This is a genomic window from Fundidesulfovibrio terrae (genome assembly GCF_022808915.1).
GTDB lineage: Bacteria > Desulfobacterota > Desulfovibrionia > Desulfovibrionales > Desulfovibrionaceae > Fundidesulfovibrio > Fundidesulfovibrio terrae.
Genome location: NZ_JAKZFS010000004.1, coordinates 1 through 20,527, shown reverse-complemented (window position 1 = coordinate 20,527; position 20,527 = coordinate 1). Strand labels below are relative to the sequence as shown.

Below are 20,527 nucleotides of genomic sequence, written 5' to 3'. Positions count from 1 at the left end.
GAAGATAAAACTGGGATTCTGCGCCGCGCAGGAACCCTGCCGCAAGCGGTCAGCGCGCCGTGGCCTTCCTGCGCTGGTCCAGGTAGTACATCACCGGCACCACCATGCGCGAGAAGACCGTGGCCGCCACCTCCCCGGCCATGAGCGATATGGCCAGCCCCTGGAAGATGGGGTCGAACAGGATGACGAAGGCCCCGGCCACGACGGCGATGGCCGTCAGCAGCATGGGGCGGAAGCGCACCGCCCCGGCCTCCACCACGGCGTCCTCCAGGCTTACCCCCTCGCGCCTGCGCATCTCGATGAAGTCCACCAGGATGATGGAGTTGCGCACCACGATGCCCGCCCCGGCAATGAAGCCGATCATGGACGTGGCCGTGAAGAAGGCCCCGGCCAGGGCGTGGGCCGGGATGATGCCGATGAGCGAGAGCGGTATGGGCGACATGATGGCTATGGGCGTGGTGTACGAGCCGAACCAGCCCACCACCAGGATGTAGATGAGGATCATCACCACCCCGAAGGCGAGCCCCATGTCCCGGAACACCTCGTAGGTGATCTGCCACTCGCCGTCCCACTTCATGGAATACCCGGCCAGCGACGCGGGCTGGGACGTATAGAGGACGGGCAGGGGCTCCGAGCCCTGAACCTGCCAGGCCCCCTGGCCTTCCCTGCCCAGGCGGTCGAGCTCGCCGGTGATGCGCCCCATGCCGTACACCGGGCTCTCCTCCCGGCCGGCCATGTCGCCCGTGACGTAGACCACGGGCTGCAGGTTCTTGTGGTAGATGGCCGACGGCACGGTGCGTTCCTGTATGGTGGCGATCTGCTCCAGGGACACGAGCTGCCCCGAGCCGCCCCGCACCGGTATGGACGGGATGTCGGCCGCATGGGCCCGGTCGCGCAGGGGAAGGCGCACGATGATGGGGGCGTCCTCCTGGGCGTCATCGTCGTGCAGGAGCCCGGCCTCCACGCCGCGAAGGGCCGCCGTGACCGCCTCCAGGGCGCGGCGCGGCTCGATGCCGTTCGCCAGGGCCTTGTCGCGCTCGATGCGGATGAGCGTCTCCGGCTGGGGGTCGTCCACGTACCAATCCACGTCCACCACGTCCTGCGTGCGCGAGAAGACGTCCTTCACCTGGCGGGCCACATTGAGCCTCCCCGCGTCGTCCGGGCCGTAGATCTCCGCCACCAGGGTCTGGATCACCGGGGGTCCGGGCGGCACCTCGGCCACCTTGATCCTGGCCCCGTACCGCTGGGCGATGGGGAGCAGAACCTGGCGGACCTCCTTGGCCACGGCGTGGCTCTGTTTGGAACGCGCGCTTTTCGGGGCCAGGTTCACGGCGATGTCCGCCGCGTTCTGCCCGCGCCGCAGGTAGTAGTGGCGGATGAGCCCGTTGAAGGAGAACGGCCCGGACGTGCCCGCGTAGATCTGGGCGTCGGCCACGTCGGGCCGCTTGAGGATTTCCGCCGCCAGCTCCCCGGCCACGCGGGTGGTCTGCTCCAGGGTGGTGCCCAGGGGCATGTCCACCACCACCTGGAACTCGCTCTTGTTGTCGAAGGGCAGCATCTTCACCAGCACCATCTTGAGCGGGAACAGGGAGCAGGCCAGCGCCAGCAGGACGCCCACCAGGGCCAGGAAGGCCCAGCGCTTGCTGGGCACGCGGATGAGCCCGGCCATGAGGCGCTTGTAGAGCCTCGTCCCGGCGTCGTCCCCGTGGGCGTGCCCGGACGCGGCCCCGTGCTTGAGCACGCGCTTGGAGGTCCAGGGGGTGATCACGAAAGCCACGCACATGGACAGCAGCATGGCCAGGGAGGCGCCGATGGGCATGGGGCGCATGTAGGGGCCCATGAGCCCGCCCACGAAGGCCATGGGCATGATGGCCGCGATGACCGTGAAGGTGGCCAGCACCAGAGGGGCGCGCACCTCGTTCACGGCCTCGAGGATCACCTGGGAGAAGGGGCGCCTGGAGCTTCCCGGCAGGTCCAGGTGGCGCACGATGTTCTCCACGTCCACGATGGGATCGTCCACCAGGATGCCGATGCAGAAGATGAGCGCGAAGAGCGTGACCCGGTTCAGCGTGTAGCCCAGCAGCCAGTACGTGGCCAGGGTCACCGCCAGGGTCACGGGTACGGCCACCATCACCACCAGGCTGGCCCGCCCGCCCAGGAACAGGGCCACGATGACGCCCACCGAGACCGCCGCCAGCAGCAGGTGTTCGAGCAGTTCGTGCACCTTGGCCTTGGCGGTCTCGCCGTAGTTGCGGGTGGTATCCACCGCGACGCCTGTGGGGATCACGAAGCCCTTGAGCCCGGCCACCTTGGCGAGCACAGCGTCGGCCAACCGGGTGGCGTTCACTCCGGCCCGCTTGGCCACGGTGAGCGTGACCGCGGGCTCCATCTCCGAGGCCCCGCCCGGCGCGTCCTCCGACGCGCGTCCGCGCAGGAAAAACACGTAGTCCCCGGGTTCGTCGAAACCGTCGGTGATCTTCGCCACGTCGCCCAGGTACACGGGCCTGCCGCCCTGCACGGCCAGCACCGCCCGGGACAGCTCCTTGGGGGTGCGGAAGAAGTTGTCCAGGCGGATGCTGACGGCCTGGCCCTCCTGCACGGTCTCGCCCATGGTCTCGCCCTGGTTCTGGCCGCGCAGGGCGGTCAGCACGTCCACAGCGTCCAGGCCGTTGGCGCGCAGGCGCTCCTGGTCCAGTTCCACCATCACGGCGCGCCTGCGGCCGCCGATGACCGAGGTCTCGGCCACGCCCGGGATGCGCCGGACGTCCTCGTTGACCTGCAGGGCCACCGTGCGCAGCTGGCGCGAATTGAGGCCGCCGCCGTGGAAGGTCAGGGCCGCAACCGGCACGTCGTCGATGGAGCGGGGCTTGAGGATGGGCTGGGAGCAGCCCGGGGGAATCCAGTCCAGATGCTGGTAGAGCTTGGCGTAGGTCTTCACCATGCTCTTTTCCGCGTCGTCGCCCACCTTGAAACGCACCACGGTCAAGGCCGCGCCGTCCTGGGCCGTGGAGTAGACGTACTCCACCCCGGGAATCTCCCAGAGCAGCTTTTCCATGGGGGCCACCACGCGGTTCTCCACCTCCTTGGGCGTGGCCCCGGGCATGGAGACGTGGATGTCGATCATGGGCACCACGATCTGAGGCTCCTCCTCGCTGGGGGTACCCGTCACGGCGAACACGCCGAGCAGCAGCGCCGCCAGGACCACCAGCGGCACCAGCTTGGAGTCCACGAAGAACGAGGTGATGCGCGAGAGCGTGTCGTGCCCGTGCGGCCCCTGCGGATCGAGGGCGCTCACTGAACGGCCTCGGCGATGCGGTCGCCCTCCCGCAGGGTCTCCGTCTTGGCGCAGACCACCCTGTCGCCGTCGCCGAGCCCGGAGAGGATCTCCACGAAGCCCGGCGCGCCCGGGGATTCGAAGGCTTCGGAATCGGTGAGGAAGGGTTTTCCCTCCAGCATCACCTTGATGAACCGCCCGCCGGGCTTGACCACCCGGAAGCCCACCGCGCCCGAGGCGTCCACCACGAACACGGCCGGGAGGTCGCCGCGCATGCGCAGGCATTCAAGGGGCAACAGGAGCTTTTTGGAAATCCGGGCGGGCAGGAACACGCGGCCGTACATGCCGCCCTTGGGCTGGACCGCCCCGAGGGGAGGCAGTTCCGCCTTGAGCTTGAAGGTCCGGGTGGCGGGGTCGACCCGGCCCACCACGGCGCTCACCCTGACCGGCACGGGGTCCGGCACCAGGGAGGGAACGACGCCCACCACCTGCTGCCCGACCTTGAGCCCGGGCAACAGGCTCTCGTCCACCTGGGCCACCAGGTCGAATCCGCTGGCCACGTCGTCCAGCATGGCCAGGGGCTGCCCGGCGCCGACGAAGGCCCCCTGGTCGACATACCGCCTGGTGAGCACGCCGTCGAAGGGGGCGTTGATGCGCGTGTAGGCGTTCAGGGACTTGAGTTCCGCCTTCTGGGCGGCCACGGCGTTCTCGCGGGCGGCGTTGGCCTCCACCTCCCTGGCCAGGGCCAGGTATTCGGTGCGGGCCTTCTCGAAGTCGTCCTGGCTGATGACCTTCTGCGTCAGCAGGCGCGAAAGCCGGTCCAGATTGGCCTTGGCGTGGGACGCCCGGGCCTCCAGGGCCTGGCGCTCCGAGGCGGCCTGGGCCATGGACGCGGCGAGCCCCTGCTCCCGGCTCTGCAGGTCCTTGTCGTCGATGCGCAGGATGGGGTTTCCGGCCTTCAGCGCCGCGCCCTCCTGGGCCATGACCTCGACCACCGCTCCGGAGAGCTTGCTGGCCAGGGTGACGCTGTTGCGCGACTCCACCTGGGCCGGAAAGGAGCGGCACTCCACCGCCTCTTCCGTGTGGACCACGCGGGTCGGGGCCTGCACGGTCCGCGGGGCGGGAACCTCGGGCGGCTCCTTACCGCAGGCGAGCAGCAGCGCGAACACGGCCAGCGCGGCAAGCCGCACCATGGGCATCAGTCGGGACGAGGGCATTCTAAAACCTCCATCAGGCCGATGATGCCCGGTCCAGGACCGGGCATCATCGGCAACATAGCCGAAAGCGAGGCATCTGGCCAACCGGCATCCGCGATCCGGGCGCTATTTCTCCCGTCCGAACGGCCAGGCCATGATGCCGCCCTCCATGACCACCACGTTGTCGTAGCCCCTGCCCTCCAGGATGCGCTGGGCCTCGTAGCCGCGCATGGACACCTTACAGTAGGCCACGATGCGCGCGCCCTTGTCCGCCGGGAGCTCGTCCAGGCGGTTGCGGAGCTGTCCCAGGGGAATGAGCGTCTCCCCCACCCCCAGGCGCATCTCCTCGAACTCCTTGGGGCCGCGCACGTCCAGGAAGTACTGCTCCCTGCCCTCGTCCAGCCCGCGCCGGACCTCGATGCAGGATTCGCCCGCGAACAGCCCGCGCATCTTGTTGTCCAGGACATGCGCGGTGGCGATGAAATGGTCGATGGCCAGCGAGAACGGGGGGGCGTAGGGCAGGTCGGCCATGCCCGCTTCCTCCACGGTCAGGCCCGCCATGACGGCCACGGCGGCCTCGGCCACCTGCCGGTTCACCTCGCCCGCTCCGACGCACTGGAAGCCGAGAATCCGTCCCGTTCCGGCATCGGCGATCATCTTCGACACCAGGAGCTTCGCTCCCATGAACCCGGGCTTGTCCGGGCTCGCGTTCACGGCGGTCACGACGTCGTATCCGGCCTGCCTGGCCCTGCGTTCGGACAGCCCGGTGGCCCCCGCCGCGAGGTCGAACACCTTGCAGATGCCGCTGTGGATGGTGCCCGGGAACACGGCCTTGTCCCCGAGGGCGGCGTTTTCCCCCGCCACCCGGCCCTCCAGGTTGGCGAGGTCGCCGTACGGGGCCAGAGTCTTCCCCCCGGTTAAGCGGCAGGTCACCTCCACGCAGTCGCCGGCGGCGTAGATGTCCGGGTCGGAGGTACGCATGTGCTCGTCCACGGCGATGCCCCCGGTGGCCCCGATGGCCAGCCCGGCGTCGCGGGCCAGCCCCACGTTGGGCGCGACGCCCAGGGCCACCACGGCCAGGTCGCACGGCAGGGAGCTGCCGTCCTCCAGGCGGACGGCGCTCACCCGGCCGTCCGCGCCTTCGAACCCGGCCACGCCCATGCCGGTGACCACCCGCACGCCCTTGGCGCGGGCATGGTTCTCCACCAGCATGGAGAGCTCCGGATCGAGGAAGGCCAGGATGTTGGGCAGCTTCTCCACCACCGTTACGTTCATCCCGCAGGCGGCCAGGGCCTCGCAGGTCTCCATGCCGATGAGCCCGCCGCCCGCGACCACCGCGTTTTTCCCGGCGGCGCCTGCCCCCACGGCGCGCAGAACGTCCGCATCCGACATGGAATGAAGTGTGAATATGCCCTCCAGGCCCACGCCGGGGAAGGGAGGGACGCGCGGCGTGGACCCGGTGCACAGGATGAGCTTGTCGTATTCCAGGGTTTCCGGCCCTCCCGCCGCCTTGCGGAAGGTCACTGTCTTGGCCTTCGGGTCCACGCCCGTCACCTCGGCGTTCACCAACGCCTTGACGCCCTTGGCCCCGGCGAAGAACAGCGGGTCGCGCACCACGCCGGCGGGCGTGCTCAAGAGCTGGTCGCGGGCGGCCACGTCGCCGGAGACGTAATACGGGTATCCGCACGAGGCCATGGAGAGCTCCGGAGCCTTCTGGATCAGGATCACCTCGGCGCCCTGGTTGAGCCTCTTGGCCCGGGCGGCGGCCTTGGGTCCGGCGGCGGTTCCTCCGACGACGACTATTCGCATGTTCGGCATATGGGGCCTCCCTGTCGGTTATCGCACGGTTCTGGCGGTTCTGTCGGGTTGGGTCGTCACGCGCCCGGCAAGGGCGCGCCTTCGTTTCGGGCAAGAAATTTGGCTTCGGCCCAGGCCAAGCGCCGGCCGTCCTGCGTGAGTTCGGCGCGCAGGTGGTAGAGGGGCCGCCTGCTTCTGGTTATGGCCGCACGGATGTCCAGGCTCGCGTCGCAGGGTATGGCGTGGGTGTACCGGACGTGAAGATCGGCCGTGAGAGCCTTTATCCCGTGATGGAACAGGCAATGGGTCATGGCCGCGTCCAGAAGGGACGCGGTGACGCCTCCGTGGAGCAGCCCCGGGTAGCCCTGAAGTTCGGGCCGCGCCACAAAGCGCGTCGTGACCGCCCCGTCGCCGCCGAGGGGGGAACGCCAGCTTCAGGGACCAGGGGTTGTTTTCTCCGCACATAATGCATTGCGAATGGCCGAATGCCGAACTGACCGAGGTATTCGGCGCGGTTGTGTCCGTGGCTCGCGGCTCATGCATGGCTTGCGGCTCCTCTTTCCGGACGGCCGGTTTGTTTGCGTAGCGAGAACCCGGCCCGCCCAAAGGCGCACCCCGTTTCGGCGCCTGCCGGGCGGGCCGAGCCCCTGGCGGAGGCGTTCATGCGTCGCCGCTGGCCTCCCGGCCGCGACCGGCGGCATGGCGAACCGCCGCCGCGACCACCCGCTTGAACGCCGAGGCTGCCGGGGAAGTCCCCTTGACCGCCAGGTACGCTTCGCCCTGGTCGGCGGCCCGGCCGACTTCCCCATCGATGGGAATACGCCCCAGGAAGGGCACCCCGGCCGATTCGGCCAGCCGTTCTCCTCCGCCGGATTTGAAGATGTCGTGCACCGTGCCGCACTGGGGGCAGTGGAATCCGCTCAGGTTCTCCACGATGCCGAGCACGGGGTTGCCCAGCTCCCTGCAGAAGCCGATGGAGCGGCGCACGTCGTCGATGGCCACGTCCTGGGGAGAGGTGACCACCAGGGCGGTGGCGTCCTCGCCGAGCATCTGCAGCACGGAAAGCGGCTCGTCGCCGGTCCCCGGGGGGCAGTCCACCACCAGGCAGTCCAGGTCGCCCCAGGCCACCTGGGTGAGGAACTGCTTGATGACGCCGCCCTTCACCGGCCCGCGCCAGATCACCGCCTCGTCGGGGTTCGCCAGGAAAAAGCCCATGGAGACCACCTTCAGGTTCCAGTTCCATTCCACAGGCAGGATGGCGTCCCCGGCCATCTCCGGTTTCACCCCCGCAAGGCCCATGATCCGGGGGATGCTCGGGCCGTGGACGTCCACGTCGAGAAGCCCGGTCCTGAGCCCTTCCAGGGCCAGCCCGGCGGCGAGGTTCGCCGCCACGGTGCTCTTGCCCACACCGCCCTTGCCGGACAAGACCACGATCTTGCTCTTGATGCGGGCGATGGCGCCGGGGATTTCCAGGGGTTGCAAGGATTCGTTCGCTCCGTCGCCGGATGGGGATTGGTTCATGTCTCTACGCTTTTCGCGCGCACCGGTGCGCGTTTGAGGGTTTCCGGACGCCGAGGGCCCGCCGCGAAGCCTGTCCATGGCCGCCCTGGCGTCCACTCCGCCGGGATGGGGCGGCCGTCGCCGTCGCGAGGGTGATGACCACGCCCGTGAAGCCGCAATCGCGGCATTTTATCTCGAGGACCGGCATGAAGCCCCCTGGGTGGCGGGACGTCCGCGCGGACTGGTGTGGGGAGCCGCGCGGACGCCCGCCTTAGGCCGGGTTGGTTGGTCCGGTGAATCGTCCTGGTCGGCCGGCTATCAGGAGCAGCCGCGGCAGGTGAACTCGGTGGAGAACCGCTGGAGCTTCCCGTCGAGAAAGGCCTGGACCGCCTGGGCCACGCTGGCCGCGTTGCCGCCGTGGTAGACGTCGATGCCCAACTGCTTGAACCCCATGAGCGGGCGCATGCCCATGCCCCCGGCGATGAGCGCCTTGACGCCCCGGCCCGCCAGGTGCTGCACCGGGGCCATGCAGCCGCCGTGCTCGTGGGGGACGTTGGGCAAGGTGGCGACCGACACCACCTCTGATACGCCGACCTCGACCAGGGTGTAGATTTCGCAGTGCCCGAAATGCTCGCCGACCTGGGAATCCAGGCCGCCGGGCATGACCGAAGGCACCGCCACGATTGTCGTTTCCATGTGAATGTCTCCTTGAGTTGCTGATGACGGGGAAGCCTCTGCCCGGCCTACTTGTTGGGGCCGTCCGCGAAAGGGACCCGGCCTGACTTGTAGCGTTCCACGGCCTCGCCCACTGTGAGGCCTTCCAGGTTGAGGCCCACCTTGATCCCGGCGGCCTCGAGGGCCCGGAACGCCTTGGGGCCGACGATGCCGGTGAGCAGAACCCCCGCGCCCGCGTCCGCGATGCGCTCCGCCGTCTGGATGCCCGCCCCGTGCGCCATTGCCTGGGACTGGCCGTTGTCGATGTAGCGGGTGTCCGTGGTGTCCAGATCCACCACCACGAACCCGGCAGCGCGCCCGAAACGGCTGTCCACCGTGTCCGTGAGCATGGGGCCTTCGGCGCTTACGGCGACGATGTTCATGCTCACCGTCCTCTGCCTTTCGGGAGCCCTGCTTTGCTCGGCCACGGCATACTCCCCGCCCTCGATCCGCAGGGCCTGGGCGTTCACCAGGGCGTCGGCCACGGCCCGCCTGGCCTCGGCCAGGATGCGCCCGAAGGTGTGGCGGGAGACGCCCATGCGCTGCGCAGCCTCGGAGGTGGTCAGGCTCTCCAGGTCGGAAAGCTTCAGGGCTTCGAGCCCTTCCACGCTGAGGCGCGTCTCGCCCAGGTCGCCCAAGGGAACGCCACGGGGCTTGAAGTAGGTGGACTTCGGGGTTGCCGAGACCTTGCGGCAGAGTCTTGGCCGGGGCATCGTCGCTCCTTGTTTTGCTCAAATGAGCATTATTCACGATACAAGGGACTGTCAACGGGGTTTGAAACAACCGTGGGCGCAGGCCTGCAACATCGGCGCGAGGACACGTTTTTACCCGTGATCACAATATGTCAGATTTGCTGTCCGACCTGCTTTCATTTTTAGCTGGCCTTTGCCCTATTTATTCTGCATACGCATAATGCGCGCCATATATTGACGCACGGCTCGTTCAACCAGGCGGATTTCCGGCATTCTTCAATTCTCATTCCGGATATTCTCACCGCCCCTTCTCCCTGATTTTTCGATCGTAGTGCCAAGTTTGCGCCAAAGGAGGTCGTCATGCACCGGCTTATGGCATTCGCTCTGGCTCTTTTCCTCGTTGCTCCAACGCTCGGAAAAACCGCGCTGGGCCAGGTGGTCTACGGCACGCCGGGATCGCCCAGCGGCACCATGACCATCCAGGGGGACCAGCTTCCGGCCCCGCCGCAGAAATTCGGCGGAAAAATTGCTGAAACCGCGCCCAAATCCAAGCCGTATTGGTCGCCGCGCGTCGTCCCCCCCAAGGGCGCGCCCAACGTGCTGCTGATCATGACCGACGACTCGGGCTTCGGCGTGCCCAGCACCTTCGGCGGCGTGATCCCGACGCCCGCCCTGGACCGCATCGCCTCCCAGGGCCTGCGCTACACCAATTTCCACTCCACGGCCCTGTGCTCCCCGACGCGCGCCGCGCTGATCACCGGACGCAACCACCACTCGGTCGGTTTCGGCGTGGTTGCCGAGCAGGCCACCGGCTTTCCCGGCTATGACAGCATCATCGAGCGCGACAAGGCCACCATCGGCCGCATTCTCAAGGACAACGGCTACCGCACATCCTGGTTCGGCAAGGACCACAACACCCCGGCCTTCCAGGCCAGCCAGGACGGCCCCTTCGACCAGTGGCCCATCGGCATGGGCTTCGAGTATTTCTACGGGTTCGTGGGCGGCGACGCCAACCAGTGGGAGCCCAACCTGTTCCGCAACACCACCCAGATCTATCCGTTCCAGGGCAAACCGGGCTGGAACCTGACCACGGCCATGGCCGACGACGCCATCGACTACATGAACCGCATCAACGCCCTGGCCCCGGACCAGCCCTTCTTCATCTACTACGTGCCCGGCGGCACCCACGCCCCGCACCACCCCACCCCGGAATGGATCGACAAGATCAGCAAGCTGCACCTGTTCGACAAGGGCTGGAACGCCCTGCGCGAGCAGATATTCGAGAATCAGAAGAAGCTCGGAGTCATCCCGGCCAATGCCAAGCTGTCGCCCTGGCCGGACGACCTGCTCAAGAAGTGGGACGCCCTCTCCGACGATGAGAAGAAGCTGTTCATCCGCCAGGTGGATGTCTTCGCCGCGTACGTGGCCTACACCGACCACGAAATCGGCCGGGTGATCCAGGCGGTGGAGGATCTGGGCAAGCTCGACAACACCCTGATCATCTACATAAACGGCGACAACGGCACCAGTTCCGAAGGCACACTGAGCGGAACGCCCAACGAAGTGGCCATGTTCAACGGGGTCGATGTCCCGGTCGCGGACCAGCTCAAGTACTTCTACGAGGCCTGGGGCACTGACAAAACCTACAACCATATGGCGGTGCCCTGGGCCTGGGCCTTCGACACGCCCTTCCCCTGGACCAAGCAGATCGCCTCCCACCTTGGCGGCGTCCGGCAAGGCATGGCCATCTCCTGGCCCAAGGTGATCAAGGACAAGGGCGGCCTGCGCCATCAGTTCCACCACGTGATCGATATCGTGCCGACCATCCTCGAAGCGACGCGGATCAAACAGCCCAAGATGGTGGACGGCATCAAGCAAAGCCCCATCGAAGGCGTGAGCATGGCCTACACCTTCGACGCCAGGAACGCCAAGGCCCCCTCGACTCATAAGACACAGTATTTCGAGATGATGGGCGACCGTGCCCTCTATCATGAGGGCTGGATGGCCAGCACCAAGGTCATGCGCCCACCCTGGGACGTGGCCGCTGTCCCGACGGACCCGATGACCTTCCCCTGGGAACTCTACAATCTCAATACCGACTGGACGCAATGTACCGACGTTGCCGCCAAGTATCCCGAGAAGTTGAAGCAGATGCAGGCCTTGTTCATGCAGGAGGCCAAGAAGTACCAGGTGCTGCCGCTGGATACATCGATGGTGACCCGGGCGATCACCCCTAGGCCGAGCATCACCGAAGGACGCAGCGTGTTCACCTGGACGAGGCCGCTGACCGGCACGCCCAACGGTGACGCCCCGTCCATTCTCAACGCCTCCTACAACTTCAAGGCCGAGGTGGACATCCCCCAGGGCGGGGCCGAGGGCATGCTGATCACCCAGGGCGGCCGCTTCGCGGGGTACGGCTTCTATCTGCTCAAGAACAAGCCGGTGTTCCTGTGGAACCTGGTCGATCTCAAGCGCGTGAAGTGGGAAGGCCCGGAACTCACGCCCGGCAAGCACGTGCTCGAATTCGACTTCAAGTATGACGGGCTCGGCATGGGCACTCTGGCCTTCAACAACTTCTCCGGCATCGGGCGCGGCGGCACGGGCGTGCTCAAGGTGGACGGCACTGCCGTGGCCACGCAGCAGATGGAGCGCACGCTGCCGTTCATCCTGCAATGGGACGAGTCTCTGGATGTCGGCTCGGACACCCTGACCGGGGTGAACGACGCGGACTACCAGCCGCCGTTCCCGTTCACCGGCACGATCAACAAGATCACCCTGACCATCGACAGGCCCAAGCTGTCGCCGGAGGACAAAAAGAAACTCGCTGCGGCACAGCGCAACAACAAGGCCAGCGAGTAGGATGCCCCACGCTTCCGGCCGGCTCCCACGGGGACCGGCCGGGGCGCGGCCCCTATCGGCGTTTCGCATACCCCGGCCCTAAAGCCGTTCAACAGCCACACTGCAATCCGCGAGGCAAACCATGAGGACTCCTCCCGCACAGGGCCTGCTCTCGATGTCCTGCGCATCAATCCGCAAATGCGGCGTATGGTTTTCGATGAGGTCGCTGTTTCATACGCTCACGGCATCCACCGCCGCATTAACCCTGTTCGTTCTGCTTATGGCAGGCCCGGCGTCCGCCCAGACCGCATCCTCCGAAGGGGACTTCAAGTTCACGCTGGCTCCCTACGCCTGGCTGATCGGCATGTCCGGCACCGTGGGCGTTCGCGGCGCGCAGGTGCACGTCGACGCAAGCTTCGCCGACCTGTCGAAATACCTGAATATAGGCGCCATGCTCCACGCGGACATGGTCTACCGGGACACCTTCGGCATCCTGGGCGAAATCAACTACGCCCTGCTGGGCGACCAGGCGTCGGGCAAGAAGACGTCCCTCGACGGGCAGATGGGACTGTTCCTTTCGGACGTCGCGGCGTTCTACCGGGTCGGAACCGCCTCCCTCGGCAAGGACGGCGGTTGCCCCACCAGCCTCGACCTGCTGGCCGGGGCGCGCATCTGGAACCTTGGCGTGAAAATCAAGACCGAATCCTTCCTGAACAGCCGCTCCGAGTTCAAGCAGAAAGGGTGGGTGGACCCCACCGTCGGCGCGCGGGTGCTGTTTCACATGACCGACAAGTGGACCTTCGACGTACGCGGCGGCGTCGGCGGTTTCGGCATAAGCTCCGCCATCACCTGGGACGCCATGGCCATGCTGGGCTACTCGTTCTGGGAGCACGGCACCGCCCTTCTGGGATACCGGGCCGTGGGCGTGAACCATTCGGAGGGGAGCGGCAGGGACTACTTCAAGTTCGACGCCACGCTGAACGGGCCGATCCTCGGTGTGGCGTTCACGTTCTGAACCGGGTTGATCCTTGCTGCTGGGTGCGACGTGATGCTCCCCCTGTGAGCGGGCGGCGCAACTGCGGCAATGACCAGAGCATTTGCAGCGATATCCAGAGCACTTTGACGGGTAAATACGCCAATGCGACCGAAGCACCAAGGCATGTAACAGTTTGCAGCTGCAGGAATACAGCCAACACGAACCACGAGGTTGCTGTGCAACCATTGGTGGAGCGGCTGATCTTTGCGAACAATACTGCCACAGGAAATACGGCAAGTGACTGCATACTGATTGCGCAGAGGCATGGCACGCACCAAGTTGCATCTTAAAGTTCAACATTAGAGCGGGTGGTTCATGTCACGAAATCCTTGGATCATGCTGATATCCGTTGTGTTCGTGATGGTGCTCGGCCTGTCGGCCACGCTCCAGGCCGCAGAGAAGGGGGAAAATCCGGCCGCACCCACCCTGAAACCCAACGTCGCGGGCGAGACCGAAAAGTTGGCCAAGGAGGCGCAGAATCCTGTGGCCAAGCTGATCAGCGTGCCGTTTCAGAACAATTTCAACTTCAACACCGGCCCGTTGCGGCAAACCCAGTACGTCCTGAACCTCCAACCGGTCATTCCCTTCTCGATCACCGACGACTGGAACCTGATCACCCGCACCATCGCCCCGTTCATCTACATGCCCAAGCTGTACAACGGGAAAACGCAGCGCATCTCGCCGCGCAGGCTGGAGGCCCTGGGAATCAACCCGGGGCACGCGCTCTTCAGGTCCACTCCCCCGGCCGGCGACGAATTCGGCCTGGGCGACATCACTTTCACGGCCTTTTTCTCGCCGGCCAAGTCCGAAGGATTCCTCTGGGGCGTGGGACCGGCGGTGGTGCTGCCCTCGGCCACCGACCCCAGGCTGCTGGGTACGGGCAAATGGAGCCTCGGCCCGGCAGCCGTGGCCTTGTACTCGGGCAAGAAGGTCGTGGCCGGGGCGCTGTTCAACAATGTCTGGTCCGTCGCCGGGGACCCGGACAGGAAGAACGTGAGCCAGATGACCCTGCAACCCTTCTTCAATTACAATTTCAAGGACGGCTGGTATCTCTGCTCCTCTCCGCTCATTACCGCCAACTGGAACGCCTCCAAGGCGCAGGACGTCTGGGTGCTCCCGCTGGGCGGGGGGCTGGGCAAGCTCTTCCACGCCGGAAAGCTGCCCGTGAACACGCAGCTCACGGCGTACTACAACGTGGCCCGCCCCAGGGAAGCAGCGGATTGGCAACTGCGATTCCAACTGCAGCTGCTCTTCCCGAAGTGACGAAGCGCGACGTATATGCATGTTTTCCTCCAACACGGAAGGATCCATGAAACGATCGACGTACCTGGCCTGCCTCACCGTCGTCTCGGTCCTGTGGGTGCTTGCCGGCCCCACGATTGCCGCCTCCGCGAAAACAGGCTCCGCCCCGTCCGCCACGCGTGAGATCACGGGCTCCTCCGGCTGCCACAGCTGCCACAAGAAGTTCCACGGGCTCTGGTCCACCTCTTTCCACGGCCTGGCCATGCGCCCCTACTCGGACTCGTTCGCCAAGGCCGACCTGACGCCCCAGGAAGCCGACATCGTCATCGGCCAGTCGCGCTTCCGCGCCGAAACCGGCGCAGGCCAGGGGTGGGTGAAGGAAGCCACCGGCAAGGACGAGAAACAATACCGCATCACCCACGTTCTCGGCGGAAAGAACGTCTTTTACTTCCTCACCCCCATGGACAAGGGGCGCCTCCAGACCCTCCCGGTGGCCTATGACGTACGCAAGAGGGAATGGTTCGACATGGCCGCAAGCGGCGTGCGCCACTTCCCCAACGAGACGAGCCCCGCCATCGGCTGGAAGGACTGGCCCTACACTTTCAACACCGGCTGCTATGGCTGCCATGTGAGCCAGCTTTCGACCAATTACGACCCCAAGTCCGACACCTACCGCACCACCTGGGTCGAGCCCGGCATCAACTGCGAGACCTGCCACGGCCCCGGCCTGGAGCACGTCCGGGCGTGCGAGGCGGCCCCCAAGGGGAAACCGCCCAAGGACTTGAAGATCATCCGGGGCGGCCAGGACTTCACCAACGAGCAGAAAAACGCCCTGTGCGCCACCTGCCACGCCAAGACCGTGCCGCTGACCACCGGATTCACGCCCGGGGACCGCTATTTCGACCACTACGACCTCATCGGCTACGAGAGCCCGGACTTCTACCCGGACGGCCGCGATCTCGGGGAAAACTACACCTTCACCTCGTGGTCCAGAAGCCCGTGCGCCAGGTCCGGCAAGCTCGAGTGCATGCACTGCCACACCTCCAGCGGACGATACAAATTCAAGGACGAGGCCAAGGCCAACGACGCCTGCCTGCCCTGCCACGCGCTGCGCGTGGCCGACGCCCCGGCCCACACGCGCCATCCGGCGGGAAGCGCGGGCAACAGGTGCGTCTCCTGCCACATGCCCATGACCGAGTTCGCCCGCATGCGCCGCAGCGACCACTCCATGCTGCCGCCCACCCCGGCCGCCACCATGGCCTTCAAGTCTCCCAACGCCTGCAACATCTGCCACGCGGACAAGGACGCGGACTGGGCGGACAAGGCCGTCCGGAGCTGGCACGCGCGCGATCACCAGGCTCCGGTCCTCGCCCTGGCCGGACTCGTGGACGCAGCCCGGCGCAGGGACTGGACCAGCCTGCAGGCCATGCTGGAGTACATCGGCATGGAGAACCCCGACGAAATCTACGCGGCGTCCCTGGTCCGGCTGCTGCGCAGCTGTCCGGACCAGCGCAAATGGGATGCCATTGCCCAGGCGACCAAGTCGTCCTCGCCCCTGGTGCGCGCGGCCGCGGCCGAAGCCCTGTCCGATGTGCCGTCCAGGCAGGCGCTGGACGCCCTGATCCGCTCGGCCTCGGACGATTTTCGGCTGGTGCGCGTCCGGGCTGCGGCGGCACTCTCGGGCGTTCCCCGCAAGGCCATCGCCCCGGCGGACCATCCGGCGGTGGACAAGGCTACCGGCGAGTACCTGGCCTCCTTGACGGCCCGGCCCGACCTGTGGACCTCGCAATACAACATGGGGAACTATTATCTCGGCCAGGGCGACCTCAAACAGGCCGCAGCGAGTTTCGAAGCCGCCTCCCGCTTCGACCCCGCGAGCATCCCTCCCCTGGTGAACGCCTCCATCGCCTATTCCAGGCAGGGCGATGCCTCCAAGGCCGAGAAAGCCCTCCAGGCAGCCTTGCGGCTCGACCCGAACGATGCTCCCGCCAACTTCAACCTGGGGCTTCTCAAGGCCGAACAAAAGGACTCTGCCGCCGCGGAGCGGCATCTCCGGACGGCTCTGCAGCATAACCCGGATATGGCCGAAGCCGCCTTCAACCTGGGAATACTCCTGGCGGGGAACCGCCTGGGCGAGGCCCTCGCCTATTCCCGCAAGGCCGCCGAGCTCCGCCCGGACATCCCGAAGTACGCCTATACGTACGCGTTCTTCCTGGACCGGTCGGGAGACTGGAACAGCGCGGCCCAGGTCCTGCGGCAAGTCGTGGATCGATTCCCGGGATATCGGGACGCCGCCGACTTGCTCGGCGTGATCCAGAAGAGGATACCCTCGAAGTAGACGCGAGGACACTCTGCGGCTTCCGAAGGAATCGCGACGGCCCTGGCGGCAGTGCGCCGGGTGTGGTGGAGCCGAGCCGGGAAATGGGAGGCGTAATACTTTTCGTCAACAAACAAAATCAGGCGGAGAACAATGAAACCACCTTGCCTACTCTTCTTTTGCATAGCTTTGGCCGCCATGCTCGCGAGCATGCCTGGCGCAAGCAGCGCGCAAGCTCTCAACGGTCCGCCGGCGGACTCCCAATACAAGTACTCCACGCCGATGCCGCCAGGCGTGGTCTCGCCCGACAAGGTCGAGACGCGGCTGGGCACGCTGAACTTCTTCGACGGCTTCCCGGACAAGGCCTCCGCCGGGAAGCTCTTCGACAACCTCGACTTCCAGCGCGCCGTGCAGGCCTATTTGTTCGCACTCCCGGCGGTCAGCCAGGTGGCCAACCGGAAAGCCGTCCTTACGCTGGGTCCGGTCAACCAGACCATCCCTCTCTTCGAGCAGCTTGTGGACTCGCGTTCGATATTCCTCACGGCGAACGACAACACGGTCTACAGTTGGGCCTGGCTTGATCTCCGCAATGGCCCGCTGGTTTTGGAGGTGCCGCCCAAGGTGCTCGGCGCGATCAACGATATATGGTTCCGCTGGGTCGTCGATCTCGGCATTACCGGACCGGACAAAGGGCGTGGCGGGAAGTACCTGATCCTCCCGCCCGGCTATAAGGGCGCGGTGCCGAAGGGCTACTACGTCGTTCAGTCGCCCACCTTCAGCATTTGGGCTCCCTGGCGAAGTTTTCTCGTGAACGGCGACCCCAATCCAGGGATCGAATTAGTCAAGAAGTTTACCAAGATCTATCCGTTGAGCGCCGCCAATAAGCCTGCGCCCGCTTTGAACTACGTCAATCTGTCCGAGAAGCCCTTCAATACGGTGGCGCCCGCCGATTACTCGTTCTGGGAGTTGCTCAACCAGGCCGTGCAGGAGGAACCGAGCGAGTCCCTGGACCAGATCCGCCTGGGTTATTACGCCTCGATCGGCATCCAGAAGGGCAAACCCTTCGCTCCGGACGAGCGCATGAAAAAGATCCTGGCCGAAGCCGCAGCGGTGGGTGACGCGACCGCGCGCGCGACCGCGTTCCACATGCGCGACAAGGACGACTATTATTACCCCGACAGCAACTGGCAGCTCCCGTTCATGGGCGGCTACAAGTTCCAGTTGCAACCCGGCGTGCTGAACCTCGACGCCTACAGCTTCTATTACTTCATGGCCACCGGGGTCACGCCCGCCATGGAGGAGAAGATGGTCGGCAAGGGATCGCAGTACGCCTGGACCGCGCGCGACTCCAAGGGCAACCTGCTCGACGGGGCCAAGAACTACACGCTGCACCTGCCGCCGAATATTCCGGTGCAGGAGTTCTGGTCCGTGGTTCTCTACAGCAACCAGACCCGCTCCATGATCCAGACGGATCAGCGCTTCCCCAGCGTGGGCAGCCAGACCAAGGGGCTGCTTGTGAACCCCGACGGTTCCGTCGACGTGTACTTTGGGCCCAAGCCGCCCTCCGGCAAGGAGAAGAACTGGGTGCAGACCGTTCCCGGCAAAGGCTGGAACACGATACTGCGACTCTACAGCCCGCTGGAGCCCTGGTTCAGCAAGACCTGGCGGCCGGGAGAGATTGAGGAGGTACGTTAGCCTGCCGGTCTGGACTTAAACAATTGCGGGCCGCTCGTGCGAGCGGCCCACTCAAAAATGCGGGGCAAAATCACGTCTACCCCGAACCGGACTGGCTCCTGATGGCCAAGCCGCTCCATGAAGCCCTGTTCGACCTGCGCGGCACCACGGCGCCCCTGGATGGCGTCTTTGGCAGAACATCTTGCTCAGACTCGGACAAAAGGAAAAGCCCCTGAAGTTGGAGTGTAAACCTCCCATCGTTAGTGCCAGTCGAAAGTTGAGACCTCGGGTGAGTTAATGGCGAGGTACTCGGAGGGGGTGAGATCTCCGAGCGACTCATGGGGCCTCTGCTCATTGTACTGCTTCAACCAGTCTTCCACGATTTCCCTGACTTCGCTTAACCGGCTGAAAACATAGAAATCCTACGCCTCGTGGCGGAAGGTGCGGTTGAACCTCTCGACATACGAGTTCTGTGTGGGCTTGCCTGGCTGGATGAACTCCAATTTCACGCCGTGCTTCTCGGCCCAATCCGCCAGCGCCACGGACACGAATTCCGGGCCGTTGTCCATGCGAAGCTTCTCAGGGCATCCTCTCCAGGCCACCACCCGGTCCAGCACGCGGACGACCCTGGCGGCGAGCAGAGTCGTGTCCACTTCGATGGCCAGCACCTCACGGTTGAAATCGTCGAGCACGTTGAATGTGCGAAAGCAGCGTTGTCCGTTCATCAGCACGTCGCTCATGAAATCCACGGACCAGCACACGTTGGCGGCAGCGGGCACAACGAGTTTCTCAGGGAGCCTCGACGGCAACCGCTTCTTTCCCTTGCGGCGCAGGTTCAGTTTCAAGGCGCAATACACCCGATACACCCGCTTGAGGTTCCAAGTCGGCTGCTGCCTTCGCATCAGGGCGAACAGCTTGCCGAAAACATATCGCGGGAACTTCTCGGCCAGGCTGACAAGCGTTTCAATCACCAAGCCGTCATCGGAGTCCTGAGGTGGATGCGGAAAATTGGACAGTTCGCTAAGCTGGAGTCCTCAAGCGAGGAGGACGGTCTACGATGTCCAAGCGAAGGAAGTTTTCTGCGGAGTTCAAAGCCAAGGTGGCTCTGGAGGCTTTGATCGGCGAATTGACCTTGTCTGAACTGGCGAGCAAGTACGACGTGCATCCCACGATGATCGCCTCCTGGAAGCGCCAGGCCAAGGACGGCATGGTGTCGACATTCTCCGGAAAGGCCGCTGCCGTGAAGAAGGATGGTGATGCCGAGATTCGCGATTTGCACGCGAAGATCGGCCAGCTGACCGTGGAAAAGGATTTTTTGGAGAGAGCCTTCGCTCGACGGTGAGTCGGGAGCGAAGGCGTGGGATGGTCGAAACAGGTCATCCAAGGCTCAGTATTTCCCGGCAATGTCGGATGCTCGGTTTGCCCCGGTCGACATGGTATCATCGCCCCAAGGGAGAGACCGCCATGAATCTGGGGCTGATGCGTCTCATTGATGCCCAGTTTCTGGAGACGCCCTTTTACGGCTCGCGGCAGATGCGGCTCCATTTCAGGAATCAGGGCATCCAGGTGGGGCGTGGCCGAGTTCGACGTTTGATGCGCAAGATGGGCCTGACGGCGATTTACCAGAAGCCCAGGACCAGCGCCCCGCACCCCGAACACTGGGTCTACCCATATCTCTTGCGAGGGCTGCGGATTGATCGACCCAATCGCGTGTGGTGTGCGGACATCACGTATCTGCCGATGAAGCGGGGATTCTTGTACCTGGTGGCGATCATGGACTGGCACAGTCGAGAGGTGCTGTCCTGGCGGCAGTCCAACACCATGGACGCGGACTTCTGTGTTGCGGCCTTGGAAGAGGCCTTGAATCGATACGGGGTCCGGAGATCTTCAACACCGACCAGGGGGCGCAGTTTACCAGCCAGGAATTCACTCAGGCCCTCAAAACGCCGGAGTGGCCATTTCCATGGACGGCAAAGGGCGCTGGATGGACAATGTCTTCATCGAACGCTTGTGGCGCTCGGTGAAATGGGAATGCCTCTACCTGAGAGAGCTTGAAACCGGCAGCCAGGCGCGACGTGCGCTTGAGTGACCTGCTCGGTATTTTTCGGACCAGCTGAAATTTGAGAGGGTGGCTCCCGACGACGAAGAGGGAGCCATGCGGAAGACACGTTTTTCAGAAGAGCAGATGGTGAACATCCTGCGGGAAGCCGATCGTGATCCGGTAGCGCAGGTGGCCAAGCGACACGG

The 20,527-nt window shown here is 65.2% G+C and carries 12 protein-coding genes and 2 pseudogenes; 6 read left to right on the top strand and 8 right to left on the bottom strand.

Features of this window, described 5'->3' with window-relative positions; genetic code table 11:
- Positions 1–49: 49 nt before the first annotated feature.
- The 7 genes from ML540_RS12960 to ML540_RS12930 all read right to left on the bottom strand — a co-directional run bounded on the left by ML540_RS12960 (position 50) and on the right by ML540_RS12930 (position 9,194).
- Complete coding sequence (locus ML540_RS12960; RefSeq protein ID WP_243361780.1) at positions 50–3,295, bottom strand: efflux RND transporter permease subunit; 3,246 nt, start codon at positions 3,293–3,295, stop codon at positions 50–52.
- Positions 3,292–4,491 (bottom strand): efflux RND transporter periplasmic adaptor subunit, encoded by a 1,200-nt coding sequence (locus tag ML540_RS12955; protein ID WP_243361778.1) that lies wholly within the window; start codon positions 4,489–4,491, stop codon positions 3,292–3,294. The genes ML540_RS12960 and ML540_RS12955 overlap by 4 nt, the downstream gene beginning before the upstream one ends.
- A gap of 105 nt (positions 4,492–4,596) precedes the next feature.
- Positions 4,597–6,288: an FAD-dependent oxidoreductase gene (locus ML540_RS12950; RefSeq protein WP_243361776.1), complete on the bottom strand. Its 1,692-nt coding sequence runs from the start codon at positions 6,286–6,288 to the stop codon at positions 4,597–4,599.
- 56 nt (positions 6,289–6,344) lie between these two features.
- The gene (locus tag ML540_RS12945; RefSeq protein ID WP_243361774.1) at positions 6,345–6,653 is read right to left on the bottom strand and encodes a PaaI family thioesterase; all 309 of its coding nucleotides are present in this window, start codon (positions 6,651–6,653) and stop codon (positions 6,345–6,347) included.
- 274 nt (positions 6,654–6,927) lie between these two features.
- Entirely contained in the window at positions 6,928–7,788 is an 861-nt protein-coding gene (locus ML540_RS12940) for an Mrp/NBP35 family ATP-binding protein (protein WP_243361771.1), read from the bottom strand.
- 297 nt (positions 7,789–8,085) lie between these two features.
- Positions 8,086–8,463, bottom strand: coding sequence for a NifB/NifX family molybdenum-iron cluster-binding protein (locus ML540_RS12935; RefSeq protein WP_243361769.1), 378 nt, complete (start codon positions 8,461–8,463; stop codon positions 8,086–8,088).
- A gap of 47 nt (positions 8,464–8,510) precedes the next feature.
- Positions 8,511–9,194 carry a DUF134 domain-containing protein gene (locus ML540_RS12930; protein ID WP_243361767.1) on the bottom strand — a complete coding sequence of 228 codons (684 nt, stop codon included), beginning with the start codon at positions 9,192–9,194 and terminating at the stop codon, positions 8,511–8,513.
- Positions 9,195–9,533: 339 nt separating this feature from the next.
- On the opposite strand from ML540_RS12930, the gene ML540_RS12925 reads away from it, so the two are divergent.
- The 5 genes from ML540_RS12925 (at position 9,534) to ML540_RS12905 (ending at position 18,301) form a co-directional block, all read left to right on the top strand.
- A complete protein-coding gene (locus tag ML540_RS12925; RefSeq protein WP_243361765.1) occupies positions 9,534–12,032 on the top strand; it encodes an arylsulfatase in 2,499 nt (832 codons plus the stop codon).
- Positions 12,033–12,228: 196 nt separating this feature from the next.
- Entirely contained in the window at positions 12,229–13,026 is a 798-nt protein-coding gene (locus tag ML540_RS12920; RefSeq protein ID WP_243361764.1) for a hypothetical protein, read from the top strand.
- A 357-nt stretch (positions 13,027–13,383) separates the two neighbouring features.
- Complete coding sequence (locus ML540_RS12915) at positions 13,384–14,310, top strand: hypothetical protein (protein WP_243361762.1); 927 nt, start codon at positions 13,384–13,386, stop codon at positions 14,308–14,310.
- A gap of 46 nt (positions 14,311–14,356) precedes the next feature.
- A complete protein-coding gene (locus ML540_RS12910) occupies positions 14,357–16,627 on the top strand; it encodes a tetratricopeptide repeat protein (RefSeq protein ID WP_243361760.1) in 2,271 nt (756 codons plus the stop codon).
- A 132-nt stretch (positions 16,628–16,759) separates the two neighbouring features.
- Complete coding sequence (locus ML540_RS12905) at positions 16,760–18,301, top strand: DUF1254 domain-containing protein (protein WP_243361758.1); 1,542 nt, start codon at positions 16,760–16,762, stop codon at positions 18,299–18,301.
- 239 nt (positions 18,302–18,540) lie between these two features.
- Here the strand turns inward: ML540_RS12905 and ML540_RS12900 are convergent.
- A pseudogene (locus ML540_RS12900) lies at positions 18,541–19,287 on the bottom strand (IS3 family transposase); the annotation flags it as partial.
- Between the two features lie 50 nt (positions 19,288–19,337).
- Here ML540_RS12900 and ML540_RS12895 point away from each other — a divergent pair.
- Positions 19,338–20,363, top strand: a pseudogene (locus ML540_RS12895) (IS3 family transposase); the annotation flags it as partial.
- Positions 20,364–20,527: the final 164 nt, after the last annotated feature.

Bases quoted from the DNA above. Each gene is read 5' to 3' on its own strand.
- ML540_RS12955 (WP_243361778.1), bottom strand. From the start codon at position 4,491: ATGCCCTCGTCCCGACTGATGCCCATGGTGCGGCTTGCCGCGCTGGCC.
- ML540_RS12950 (WP_243361776.1), bottom strand. From the start codon at position 6,288: ATGCCGAACATGCGAATAGTCGTCGTCGGAGGAACCGCCGCCGGACCC.
- ML540_RS12940 (WP_243361771.1), bottom strand. From the start codon at position 7,788: ATGAACCAATCCCCATCCGGCGACGGAGCGAACGAATCCTTGCAACCC.
- ML540_RS12935 (WP_243361769.1), bottom strand. From the start codon at position 8,463: ATGGAAACGACAATCGTGGCGGTGCCTTCGGTCATGCCCGGCGGCCTG.
- ML540_RS12930 (WP_243361767.1), bottom strand. From the start codon at position 9,194: ATGCCCCGGCCAAGACTCTGCCGCAAGGTCTCGGCAACCCCGAAGTCC.
- ML540_RS12925 (WP_243361765.1), top strand. From the start codon at position 9,534: ATGCACCGGCTTATGGCATTCGCTCTGGCTCTTTTCCTCGTTGCTCCA.
- ML540_RS12920 (WP_243361764.1), top strand. From the start codon at position 12,229: ATGAGGTCGCTGTTTCATACGCTCACGGCATCCACCGCCGCATTAACC.
- ML540_RS12915 (WP_243361762.1), top strand. From the start codon at position 13,384: ATGCTGATATCCGTTGTGTTCGTGATGGTGCTCGGCCTGTCGGCCACG.
- ML540_RS12910 (WP_243361760.1), top strand. From the start codon at position 14,357: ATGAAACGATCGACGTACCTGGCCTGCCTCACCGTCGTCTCGGTCCTG.
- ML540_RS12905 (WP_243361758.1), top strand. From the start codon at position 16,760: ATGAAACCACCTTGCCTACTCTTCTTTTGCATAGCTTTGGCCGCCATG.